The sequence below is a fragment of the Paremcibacter congregatus genome (assembly GCF_006385135.1).
Classification (GTDB): domain Bacteria; phylum Pseudomonadota; class Alphaproteobacteria; order Sphingomonadales; family Emcibacteraceae; genus Paremcibacter; species Paremcibacter congregatus.
In genome coordinates this window covers 771,116-783,471 of record NZ_CP041025.1, presented here as the reverse complement: position 1 = coordinate 783,471, position 12,356 = coordinate 771,116, and the positions used below count along the sequence as shown (strand labels likewise).

Annotated in this window: 7 protein-coding genes; 1 reads left to right on the top strand and 6 read right to left on the bottom strand. The window is 50.1% G+C overall.

What is annotated here, in order from left to right; all coding sequences use genetic code 11:
• The first annotated feature begins 75 nt into the window (after positions 1–75).
• Complete coding sequence (locus FIV45_RS03395) at positions 76–2,871, top strand: LuxR C-terminal-related transcriptional regulator (protein ID WP_099470962.1); 2,796 nt, start codon at positions 76–78, stop codon at positions 2,869–2,871.
• On the opposite strand, the gene FIV45_RS03390 is transcribed toward FIV45_RS03395, so the two are convergent.
• The 6 genes from FIV45_RS03390 to FIV45_RS03365 all read right to left on the bottom strand — a co-directional run bounded on the left by FIV45_RS03390 (position 2,816) and on the right by FIV45_RS03365 (position 12,354).
• Positions 2,816–4,084 carry a purine-cytosine permease family protein gene (locus FIV45_RS03390; protein ID WP_181040140.1) on the bottom strand — a complete coding sequence of 423 codons (1,269 nt, stop codon included), beginning with the start codon at positions 4,082–4,084 and terminating at the stop codon, positions 2,816–2,818. The two genes, FIV45_RS03395 and FIV45_RS03390, sit on opposite strands and share 56 nt — an antisense overlap.
• Before the next feature lie 184 nt (positions 4,085–4,268).
• A complete protein-coding gene (locus FIV45_RS03385; RefSeq protein ID WP_099470960.1) occupies positions 4,269–6,401 on the bottom strand; it encodes a TonB-dependent receptor in 2,133 nt (710 codons plus the stop codon).
• A 38-nt stretch (positions 6,402–6,439) separates the two neighbouring features.
• The gene (locus FIV45_RS03380; protein ID WP_099470959.1) at positions 6,440–7,525 is read right to left on the bottom strand and encodes a DUF917 domain-containing protein; all 1,086 of its coding nucleotides are present in this window, start codon (positions 7,523–7,525) and stop codon (positions 6,440–6,442) included.
• Positions 7,526–7,540: 15 nt separating this feature from the next.
• Entirely contained in the window at positions 7,541–9,127 is a 1,587-nt protein-coding gene (locus tag FIV45_RS03375) for a hydantoinase/oxoprolinase N-terminal domain-containing protein (RefSeq protein WP_099470958.1), read from the bottom strand.
• A 221-nt stretch (positions 9,128–9,348) separates the two neighbouring features.
• Positions 9,349–10,680 (bottom strand): cytosine permease, encoded by a 1,332-nt coding sequence (locus FIV45_RS03370; protein WP_099470957.1) that lies wholly within the window; start codon positions 10,678–10,680, stop codon positions 9,349–9,351.
• A 3-nt stretch (positions 10,681–10,683) separates the two neighbouring features.
• Entirely contained in the window at positions 10,684–12,354 is a 1,671-nt protein-coding gene (locus FIV45_RS03365; RefSeq protein WP_204601965.1) for a hydantoinase B/oxoprolinase family protein, read from the bottom strand.
• Positions 12,355–12,356: the final 2 nt, after the last annotated feature.

Below are 12,356 nucleotides of genomic sequence, written 5' to 3'. Positions count from 1 at the left end.
TCCTGTGACCGGCATTATAGGGAACATAGGTCGGCGACCCGGCACTTCACCTTCCCGGTTTCGGCGGATTTTGGGATGTTTCAGTTTCTTTTTACCTGCCCCACCGATATACTGAATACCAATCTTGTAAAAACATCAGACCGTAAAGTCCCAGGGTATCGTGTGCAGATGAATGACATTCCGACAAATTCCAGTCCCTTCCCCCCCTGGCTCACCCAAACAAAGACGCTCCCGCTGCGTCATCATATTTCCCTCATTGATCGCCCTGAATTGTGCCGACGGCTCAATGCAGGATTTGACCAGAAACTGACCCTCTTGTCGGCACCTGCCGGGTTTGGCAAAACAACCCTGCTGCGCCAATGGCGAACACACCTTCAGGCAAAAGACATTGCTGTTGCCTGGCTCAAAATTGATGAAGATGACAATGACCCGTCCATTCTTGCCTTATATCTCGCCTTTGCCCTCTCGTCTGCAGGTCTTTCACAGGAGATAATAAAGATCCACCCAGGCCCTTTTACCCTCGACGCCACCTCTCGAACAATCGTGGGCACCATATTATCTGCTATTGCCAATTACGGGAAGAAAGTGGTTCTGATCCTCGATAACGTGGAATGCGTGAGTCAAAACACCGCGAAAAAAATACTGATCCCCCTATTCACCTATTCCCCTCACAATTTTCATATTGTTCTGGGCACCCGCACTGTCGAAAACATGCCGTTATCAACTCTGAAACTACAAGGGCAGGTGAGCCAGATAACCGCAACAGACTTAAAATTCACCCCGTTTGAGATTGAAGTTTTTCTCAACCAGACCCTTACCAAAAAAAAACTCCAGAAAATCAGCGTAAAAACGGAAGGCTGGCCCGTCGCCTTGCAATTCATCAAAAATGCTCTCTCAGGTCACAGCGAAAGTGATAAAATTATTGACCGTTTTCACGGCACAGAGCAGGATGCACGGAACTATATTCTTGAACAGATTTTAAATACATTGCCCGCGGCTCAACGTGATTTGTTGCTTGAAGCAAGCATTCTCGATACTCTGGACCCGGTTTCCCTTGACCGGCTGCGCGGCACAACCGATACCAGCCAGACCCTGCAGGGACTGGAGACCTTAAAACAGCTTATCGCCCCCGTGAACAACCAAGAAGAACACTATCGCCTTAATCCCCTATTTCAGGAGGCGTTGGTTTATTTCCTGGAACAATCAAATCCGGACCGTATGAAATTACTTCACCTACGGGCGGCGGAAATGTTCATGGAAGAAGGACATATCATACATTCCATTCGTCATGCGCTAAAAGCCAAGGAACCTGAAACCGCAGCTCATTTTCTGGAACAAGCCGGGGGTATTCACCTATGGAACAAAGAAGGCATGACGCGCATTCGCAAGGCACACGCCCTTCTCCCCGAGGATATTATTCAGACGCGGCCGCGATTAAACCTGCTTAGAGCCCTGATTTTTCTGAAGGACGGCCATCTAAATGATGCCCGCCACATTTTTGAAACGGTTCAACAGGATGTCGAAAGCCAGAGCCATTCCCCTTCCGCAGAGCTGGAATATGACCTGGCGATTATCACCTGTACACTTGCCGTTTACGAGGGGGCCCCGCTCAATAAAGAAATGAGCACACGGCTCGTTGCATCCATAGAGAAATTCAAGGACGATGATAAAACCCAGACTGGTTTTGTATATACGATCCTTTGCGTCTTCAATCTGCAAAAAGGCAACTTTCCCACAGCACGGCACGTGGGTAAAAAAGCCATAAGCCACTTTCAAAAATATAATTCCGTATTTGGTGAGGCCTATATTTATCTTCATCTGGGCGTGGTCGCCACCGCAGAAGGCAACCTGGAAAAAGCCGGAGCATATTATAAAAAGGTGCAGGATTGCCAGAGGCGCTATTTCATTGATGATAAAGACATGCGTCTTGTCCTTAATATCGCGATGGCAGAATGGCATTATGAAAGAAATGAGTTGTCCACGGCCGCGCGGTTGTTGGGGGATATCAACCGCCGCCTGGAAACGGGGGAAGCATGGTATGAAATATATGCTTCAGGATATAGCACCTCTACTGCCCTGGCCTATCTGCAGAAAGGCCTGAGCACTTGCCTGAATCTCAGCGAAGATTCTTCAGTCTATATCAAGCGGGAAGGTTTAAAGCGTCTGAACCGCCTGGTGATGGCCAATAAAGTCGGCTACTTGTGCCGTGCGGGGAAGATCGTACAGGCCCGCAGAATAGTTCAGGAAAACAACCTGTCGGTTCAGGACTATTGCCGCAACAGCACAGCCAATTTTTCAGTCCGGGAAAGCTATGGCACCATTCAGGCCCTTACACGTCTGTTGATTGCCGAAATGCGTTATGAGGAAGCCATTCGTGAACTCCGTCTCCAAATTGATATTCATCAGGGTGGATATGAAATACGGGCGCTCCAGAAATACCGGCTCTTGCTGGCAATTGCCTTATTTGGCAACGACGATGAAAAAGAGGCATTGCATGAACTTGAATCTGTCCTGCATTTTGTTCGCACCCAGGGATTTCTTCGTTTTATTCTGGATGAAGCTCCCTTTGTCACCCCCCTTCTTTCCGCCTTTATCACCGAAACCGGCTCCGTTGAAAAGGATCACGCTCAATATCTCCTCGGCCTGTTAGAAGACGCCCAGTTGCCCAAAAACGACATTATTCTGAGCCGCCGTGAGAAACAGGTTCTGGATCAACTGGCCGAAGGGTATTCCGATAAAGTGATTGCCAGAAACCTTGATGTTTCAGAAAATACTGTCCGGTTTCACCTGAAAAACTTGTTCAGAAAACTGACTGTCAACAGTCGTCTGATGGCTGTGAGCGAGGCCACAAAACACAAGCTTTTGAAATAACGCCATAACAGAGCGTCGCCGTCAAGAAAGAATCCAGTGCCGGCACCGTGGTCAACGTAAATACATTGGATGATGTCATCAGGGCAAAGCCCGAGGCCAACCCCCAGGATAAAAATGCCGACCCGGAAATGGCGGTTGTGCACTCTCTGCACCGCCAGAAGAAATGGGCAATATAAATACCTGCAACCGGCGGAATGAATATCCCGAGCAACACCAGAAAACCGATAAGATAATCCATTATGCCGCTCACAGCCATCATGCCACCCAGCAGGCCCGCCACGACTGTGATCCGTTCCCCCCTTATTTTAGGGAAAACCTGCGCCAGCCCAAGACTACTGGAATAAAGATTACTGACATTGGTCGTCCAGCTTGCGAAAATCATCATGACCAAAGCAGGCACCCCGAGACCCGACTGATACATGGCATTGATCAAGCTTTTCTCTCCCGTCATTAATACCGGAAGCCCCGCCATGATCAGAATAAAGGCAAAAACCGACCCAAAACTACCGAGTGACGCCACATAAACCTGTTCTTTCCGGTTAATAAACCGCGATATATCCGGCAGAATAGTCATGCCCACCATAAAAGATCCTACGACAACAGACACGGCGCCGCCAAAGGTTGCAATCCCTCCTGCCCCGGTGGCCGGGGTGGTCCATATCTGTGCCCAGGAAAAATTAGATGACACGAAATAGACCCCGGCCACTAAAATCAACAGCATGAACGGCACTGTGAATTTACTTAGAATATCAATGGCATGGAACCCGTAGATGGTTGTTCCCGTCATCACCAAACAGCCCGCCATCACATAAAACTCAAATGGCAACTGCACAGAGAAAAGTTCTTCCATAGACCTGGCCGCCGCCTGACCAAACAAGGAGACCGTTACCCCGAACCACCCCAGCAACGTCACCGAAATCAAAAAACTGACCCCGCGGCTTCCCAAGCTCCCAAAGGACGCATTCAACAACTGATAGGTCGTTTGCCGCTTACATACCGCAATATACATACAGGCGCTGGCTATCACGGCCAGAATAACACCGCCGGTCAGAATGGCAAAGCTTCCTTGCCCTGCCCCCAAAGCCCCCATAATTTCCGATCCAATCAAAAAGGCGGGTAGTGTAATCGCAACCCCGATGACGATCATGGCCACATGCCAGCCACTAACCTTTTGTGAGTCCAAAACCAGCGGCTGCGTGATATGGTTCGTCATCATAATATCTTTCTTCTTGCTGGTGTGGCATAGGCTGTTTCCTTCTTCCGGCCAAAAAGGAAAGACCAAATTATCGGCCGTTTTTTTTCTGAACCGGTGGGGCATTGTCCACCAAGACCTAATATCATTGATTGACTTTAGCTCGCTGGACAATGCTCTTCCCGTATTTCAGGACATACGTTTCCTAGAAATGCATATTAACCTCAATACCGTATGATCGCGGCAAACTGTTGGACCGTATGTAGCCAAAACCGATAAAACCAAAATCATTGGCTTGTCTTTCATCAAATAAATTGTCAACGAAAGCACCAATGCCCCAATTGCCCGTGCGGAACTTAAGCCGCGCATTGACATAATCTTTTTCCCCGATCTCAAAACGCGTTCCAACGCCATCAATGAGAATGAATGACCCCTGACGCCGATAATCAACACGGGCGTGCGCTTCCCAGTCATCGGTAACCTGAACCGTATAATTCAAGGCCAGATTGACGCTGTAATCCGGCGTTGAAGGCGACCGCAATCCCCCCTTCAGTTTAGCGTCCGTGATACCCAGGCCACCACTCAACTCCAATCCTTCAGAAAGCAACGCCACAATTTCCAGTTCTCCGCCATTAATGTCGGATTCAGGCACGTTTGTCGTTAGCCGGAACGGTGCTTCACCAATGATTGAAGTGAATTGCTGATCGGAATAATCAATGTGGAAAATCGCCCCATTCATGCGAACCCGGCCATTTGCAAGCATGGTCTTAAACCCAAATTCAAAGTTTTTTGTACTTTCCGACGCCGTCAGATTGCCGGTATTAAAAAAGCCATAGCGAAACCCTTCCGCGTAGCTAAGATATGTCATGATATCGTCATTCCACTGATAGGATAACTGTGCTTTCGGCTGCCATTTATCATTCGTTGCCGTCAATGTCGTCAGACCATCCGGTGTGGGAACGGGCGTCGAGAGTGTCAGGTCCGTATATTGAGTCGTGTCAAAATCGTTCTTGTCATACCGCAGCGCAACGGACAGCTCCAACTTGTCTGTCAGGTCATAGTTGGCCTGGCCATAAATTCCCCAAGCCTTGTCATTGCGGACATCCGGACGATTCAGAAACCGCACTAAATTGGCTTCCACACGTTCTCTCCCCTGTAAAACGCCCCCGACACTCAACAGATTTACCACTTGACGATCCATATAAGACATCCCAACCATCCAGCGGAATGGCTGATCTGCGTCAGACGTAAATCGCACATCTTGAGTAAAGGTCTCGAAATTATCCATCAGGTCCTGGAATTGATCCACGAAAGGATCCGCGGGATCACCAAAATGGCCAAACAATCCAATACCGGATCCCTTCTGCCATGTGGCGGAGCCAAATAAATCCTGATTTATGTCACTATATCCCGTTACGGAGGTGAGAGTTCCCGCCTCTGTTTCCCAGTCGACCTTGGCCGAGAATTCAACGAATTCACGCTTTTCTTCGCCGATGATTCCGCGGGCCGGTCCAGGCGCCGCAGGGGTATCAAAAACATCTATCAGACCCTCGTTCGCCACCAGCTCCTGAGCCGCCACTCCGGAGGTAATATCGGAATATGACCCCCGCAAGTCGATTGTGATATCCTCCAGATCAAAAATAAGTCGGCCCTTGACAGAAACCTGTTCTTCAAAATCCAGTCCATCCCCATCCGTGCTTTTTATGAGGCCGTCCGTATTCCGGTAATAGCCTCCAATGCGAAACAACACTTTGTCTTCAACCAACGGGCCGGACACAGAACCTGATAATTTAATATCATTGCCGCGCGCATAAGAAGCATTGGCAGCATATTCCATTTCGTTGGTTGGTTTTTTTGTCACGACATTTATCGCCCCGGCGATCGCCCCGGCCCCGTATAAAGCGCCCTGGGGCCCTTTCAGAACCTCAATCCGCTCGATATCCATCAAAGCGCCCTGATTTATGGCATCAAGAGACCCGGCCTGAACCCCATCCACAACATAAGTCGCCGGCGCCCAGCCCTGCTGTCCTGTGGTGATGCCGCGAATGGTGATGAAAGTTACACCGGCGCGAAATGTTTCCCGCATGCTGATGTTCGGGGTCAGGTCTATAAAGTCCTGAACATCGTCAATGCCTGCGTTTTCGATGGCCAGACTGTCAAACGCTGTCACGGAATCCGGTACGGTCTGCAGGCTTTCTTCTCTTTTTCGAGAGGTCACTACAACTTCTTCAAGGGTCAACAGGTCTGCATTCTCTACAGCAGAAAAAGCGACAGGTGCAGGCAGAGAGAGAAAAAGCGCCGTTGTGGCAATTAGTCCTCTATTGATAATATTACTCATTCTATAGTCTCCCTAGACATTGGTTTATATTGAAATGTTTATAATTGCTCAATCGGAATAAAATCTTCATTCAGGCCAAAAATACGCGGCCCGAACACCTGTAAAGCTTCCGGCGTACGCATGATTGGAGCCGCCGACGTCCCGATAATTTTTATCCTCTGGCCGTACCGCAGATGCTCAACCGGGATTGGCTCCGCCGTTTCACGATCAACCATACAAATCAAATCCGGTACGATGGCTTTCGTAATTCCATTTTCACGGGCCACAAGATGTTCATTTTGAAAGATGATTTCCATTTGTCGCCCGGAACCATCCAGGGCATCCATCAAGCAATGCCCTATCGCAAACCCCTTCGTCGTTTCCCGACGAAGATCCGTCACCTTCCCGTCAAACAGGATTTTCGCCTGATTGTAATAAGGTGTCGTCTTCAGATACGCCACCAGCTCTTCTACAGGATTTCCTGCTGTCCGGCCTTCCCGGATCGCTATGCCAATCCCCAACGCCAGTGACAGGGTACCATGCACGGCGTAGTCCTTTACTTGCCGCCCGTTCAGGGGGAAAGAAGAAATCATGACACTCAACCCCATCTGAATAGCGGCGGCCCGCACCAGACCTTCGGCCCGTTGACCGCTATCCGCCTCAATCAAAACCGAGTTCAAATGTTCATCCGTAACCACAAGAGGAGTCGCTGAACAGCCATATACATTAAAGGTCACCATCTGCAATTCAGGAAAGGCGCGCCCCATGCCATCAGCATCCACCACCGGCAACCCTAACCGGGCCGCGGCCATAATCGGCAGCGTTGAATTAACGCCTCCAATTTCGATGGGCAGAATCGCGTCGGCTTTACGCCCAAGTTTTTCTTCCAGTTTGCGAATGGCCAGATCAATATCGTCCCCGCAACAGGCCTTCTCCAGCAACACAGGCGGTGACCCCAACATGGCTGCCGTCAGGACAACCGCATCGTCAGCCAGTTCATCAGCTGTGATGACCTCAGGCGCCCCGAATTCCTTGATGGCGTTTTGCGCCAACATCCGGCCAATATAAGGATCTCCACCACCTCCCGTACCGAGAAAAGCTGCGCCGCGGGCAAAGTCTTCCATATTATCCAATGTAATTTTCATTTGCCTTGTCATTGCTTATTCACCCTTGCCTTTAAAAATTTCAGTAAGCGTATTTTGAGCAAAACTCAGTTGCCCTGCGGCTTTTATACGCAACCTGACCGCTCCCCCCGGCACATAGGCCAGCGGAACTTCTTCAATATCAATGATCTTGATTGTTTCTTCATCCGCGCCAGCCGCGATCGCTTTTTCGATGGCTTCCCGCTTCGCACTTTCCATCGCAATCTCACGGCCAACCTCGTCATAAGAAAACACTTTATCAATCTCCGCCCCGATCTGGGCAATCGCCGCGCCAATGGCATTAGCCACAGATGCATGGTCTGGTATGAGCGTCTTGCTTGTTCCGGAAATATCACGGTTGATCAAAATCGAACCGCCGCCGACCAAAATCAGAGGAACCGGTTCACTGCTCGTTTTCATTCGGTCAACGCCTTCGGATATGATGGCATGAATGGCGTCGACAGCCTGCGCAATCAGCCCGGTCTCCAGGGCAGAGACTTTGGAAATATCGCCCATCTCGGCATAACCGGCCGCCACAGCAATATCACTGCTGGTCAGGGTGCTGCCGTTAAAAACAAGTCCCTCTTCCGATAACCGGTAACCGACCGATTGCGGTCCGACGGTGACTTTCCCCGCTTCTTGCCGGACCAGACTTCCTCCGCCCAGTCCCAGGGCCAGAACATCCGGCATCCGAAAATTGGTTCTGATGCCGCCAATATCCACGGTCACCGATGATTCACGCGGATAGCCATTCACCAGCATCCCAATGTCCGTGGTCGTGCCGCCAATATCCGCCACGATGGCATCTTTCACCCCAGACAGATACGCCGCCCCGCGCATACTGTTCGTAGGACCGGATGCAAACGTCAACACCGGGTATTTGGCGACGAAGTCCGCGCTCATGAGCGTACCGTCATTTTGACTCACATAAAAAGGGGCCGTGATATTTAGGTTTTTCAGCGCTTGCCGGAAAGATTTGACCACACTGCCTGCCATATCAGCCAACGATGCATTCATAATCGTCGCATTTTCACGTTCCAGAATGCCAATACGCCCGATGGTATGAGACAGGGAAACACTGACATCCGTCATATGCTCTTTCAATATCTCTGCAGCCCGGAGCTCCATATCATTATTCACTGACGAGAATAATGAGGTGACTGCAACGGTATGAATTTTTTTCTTATTGAGCGTAATGGCCGCCGCTGCTATCGCCTCTTCATCCAGAGCTTCATTCAGACGCCCATCATATTGATAACCGCCACGGATCAGATGAATATTGTCCCCGACCTTGTTCGCGATATCCTCTGGCCAGTCCAATAATGGCGGCAGCGCGCGGGCCGCGGGCAAGGCAATACGTATGATTCCAACCGGCAGCAAGTTCTTGCGCTCCACAAAAGCATTTGTGAAATGCGTTGTGCCAATCATCACACATTGAATTTCGGTAGAAGATACTCCTGCATCCGTCATGACTTTCGTAATGGCTGTCGTAATCCCGTCACCAACATCTGGTGTGGTGGGCATCTTGCACCAGGAAAGAACTTTTTCGCCATCTATCAATACGGCGTCTGTATTTGTACCGCCAACATCTACACCAATTCGCATCTTCTGTTTTATCCCTACCTACTGTGAAATACTTTCTTTATCTTCAACAGAACAGGGGGACACAGCAATGCCTTCGGCAGGTAGGTTTCCTCATATATTGGGTAGGGTTGGAAAGAATAGATTATTTTCAAATAGCTACTAGAATCAGTAGTAAATTAAAGAAAAATGCCAAAAAAATACCGTAGAATCTGAATTGACAGAACCATATTTTGTATCCCCCATCAATGATGGGGCAGCGCCGTATCGGGTCTTGCGAATAATTTATAACATGCGGACGAAACAATAATGGCGTCAATCGCGGCGATGGAACTAATGCTGAAAATACCATTTTCGGCCAGAAGCCCCATGCCAATTCCCGACCCCCAGGCCAAAAAAGCCACATAATTGACGGGAGACTCCTTGGCTAATTTCACCACATCGCATTGTGATTTCCGCAACACAAGCGTTTCCATCACATAGATGCTGGCCACAGGCGGTATGGAAATACTCAGAAGCAACAGAAATTTTACCAGATAATCCTGTATGTCAAGAAAGGCAATCGCTGTACCGATCACGCCAATAGCTGCAATGATTTGCCACAAATGAACACGGGTGAAGATTGTCGCCAGTGACAAGGCGGATGAATATAAAGAGAGCACATTACTCGACCATGACCCGAGCAACAACAGCAAAAATGCGGGAATACCAATGCCCAGCGCAATCATGATTTTCACCAGGTCCTGTTCACCGGTTGCAATTCCCGGAATGGCCGATAAAACCATAACGACGGGAAAGGACAGTCCAAGGGCGACAAACACTGACCATAAGGCATGACGGCTGTTCTTGGCAAACCGACTGTAATCCGGCTGGATCACAACACCTACGATATAACTGCCGATCACGGCTGAAACCGCTTCAGAAAAACTGATCCCCGTTCCGGCGGAACTGGTCATATCCCATGAGGTGATTTTACCCGAAGACAGATATGCCGCGTAGATCAGGAAAAACAACATGAAAGGCACCAGCAACATGGCCAAGGTGTCAATGCCTTTAAAACCGGAAACGGTCACGGCGCACATCAGAAGGCTGCCGCCTATAATATACACGCTGAAGGGAAAGGACTGGCCGCTGATATCCAATATGGTCACATCCATTGCCTGCGCAAAGACATTCATGGTAACGCCGTACCAGCCGATCAGCGACAGGGCGATGACAAAATTCACCACCCGCGCCCCTACCCGCCCAAAAGCAAATTCCACCAGCATATACGTCGAAAGATGGGTTTTCGCCCCGGACAGACTGGTCAAGGCCCCTAAAAGACCTAATATCAAGCACCCGAGACTGAATGCCGGAATCGCCTTTGACAGGCCGAGACTGCCGCCAATATTGGCCGACATCAGGTAAACCGGGATGCCAATGGTGCCCCCGATGACCACCATGGCGATATGAATACCGGACAGGGTTTTCTCCTGTGGTACAGGATTACGGGAATAATCATCCTGATCCAAACTTGAACCGACACCATCCTGCAGAGGCGGATCGGCATTGAGTATCCCGCTTTCCTCAATTGTCATTTTTTATATCCATTCCATCTTATAGAATTTCCGGGCTTGCTCTTTGGTGATATATCCGTTCTTTATATCACTCAGGATTTTCTCCTTTGGCCTCTTCATCGGGTCGCCATAACCACCGCCCGTACCCGTCATCAGGCGAATAACCTCGCCTTTATGCACCGCGATGGTCGTACACATGTGATGCCGTTCCTCTGACCCATCCTGGCGTAAAATCAGGGCGTAATTATTAGACCCTTCCTGTCCGCCCATCATCGCCCACGGGCGGGAAATGGTCTGTGACGCCGCATAGGTCAAATACGCCACGTCAGATGTCACCTTGTAGTCCAGAACCACACCTTTACCGCCGCGAAACTCTCCTGCGCCGCCGTCTTCATCATGGAAGGCATATTGTTCTATTTGTACGCCATAGCGACTTTCAAACAATTCCGCCGGAATATTGAACGTCTCGCCGTTCGCGCAACAGAACTGACCACTATCGCCGTCCATACCCTGACTGCCGCCCCAGCCGCCAACCAATGGTTCCCCCATAACAAACAGGTCTCCTGTATCCGGGTGAAAGCCACTCAGAAAAGTTGCCCCGACACTGCGTTGATGGCCGGCCGGCAAGCGGTCCGGCATAACAGGAGCCAAAGCCTTCCACATCACATCAATCGCCGTGATCAATGCTTCATAATAAAGCGATACCGCGGCCGGCGACTGGGCACTGATGATCGTGCCCGGCGGACACACAATATCGAGGGCGCGGAAACAACCGCCATTGGCCGGAATTTCTGAATCCGTCACCGCCTTGAACAGGCAACGCGCGCCCGTCACAAGTCCGGTATAAGAACAGTTGATCGGCCCCAGCGCTTGCGGGTCGGTTCCCGTATAATCGGCAATCATACGTCCTCCTTCGATGGTCACTTTGACCTTGATCGTGAAAGGACCATGCCCCAGACCGTCATCTTCAACGATGCTTTCAGCTTGATAAACCCCCTGAGGCAGTTTTTTCAGCTCCGCCTCGGTCATCCGTTCCCCATAGTCAAGCAACTCATCCATGGCAAAAAGCACGGAAGAACGGTCATATTTTTCGATCAGCTCCAAAATTCTTTTGGCCCCGACACGCGCCGCGGCAACCCCCGCATACATATCGCCCAATGTACTGTCCGGTAAGCGGACATTGGCCTCGATGATCCCGACCAGGGCATCATTGATTTTGCCTTCGCTATACAGTTTCAAGAATTTAAAATGCAGCCCTTCCTGAAATATTTCTGTGGCGCAGGTTGAAACACTTCCGGGCTGTGCGCCGCCGACTTCGGTCCAATGGGCTTTATTGACCGTAAAGGCCACCAAAACGCCCTCATGGAATACGGGCAGGATAATCACCACATCCGACAAATGGGTGCCGCCGCCATGATAAGGCGAATTGGTTATGATGACATCACCGGGCTTGATATCCCCGGCATCCGGATAATGTTCCAGCGTGCTTTGTACCGCAGTATCCAATGTCGCGAGAAAAGCCGTCACCCCGTTGCCCTGAGCCAGAAGGTTTCCTCTGGCGTCCGTGGCGCCCACCGCAAAGTCCGTGGTTTCATAGATGATCGGGCTCATGCTCGTCCGAACCATGGCGTTAAACATCTCATCCCCCAGGGCAACCAGGGAATCCTTGATGATTTCCGTTGTAAAAATATCCATGA

What these genes read in the sequence shown, in the direction of transcription:
- FIV45_RS03395 (WP_099470962.1), top strand. Translation starts at nt 76, where the DNA reads ATGTTTCAGTTTCTTTTTACCTGCCCCACCGATATACTGAATACCAAT.
- FIV45_RS03390 (WP_181040140.1), bottom strand. Translation starts at nt 4,084, where the DNA reads ATGACGAACCATATCACGCAGCCGCTGGTTTTGGACTCACAAAAGGTT.
- FIV45_RS03385 (WP_099470960.1), bottom strand. Translation starts at nt 6,401, where the DNA reads ATGAGTAATATTATCAATAGAGGACTAATTGCCACAACGGCGCTTTTT.
- FIV45_RS03380 (WP_099470959.1), bottom strand. Translation starts at nt 7,525, where the DNA reads ATGAAAATTACATTGGATAATATGGAAGACTTTGCCCGCGGCGCAGCT.
- FIV45_RS03375 (WP_099470958.1), bottom strand. Translation starts at nt 9,127, where the DNA reads ATGCGAATTGGTGTAGATGTTGGCGGTACAAATACAGACGCCGTATTG.
- FIV45_RS03370 (WP_099470957.1), bottom strand. Translation starts at nt 10,680, where the DNA reads ATGACAATTGAGGAAAGCGGGATACTCAATGCCGATCCGCCTCTGCAG.
- FIV45_RS03365 (WP_204601965.1), bottom strand. Translation starts at nt 12,354, where the DNA reads ATGGATATTTTTACAACGGAAATCATCAAGGATTCCCTGGTTGCCCTG.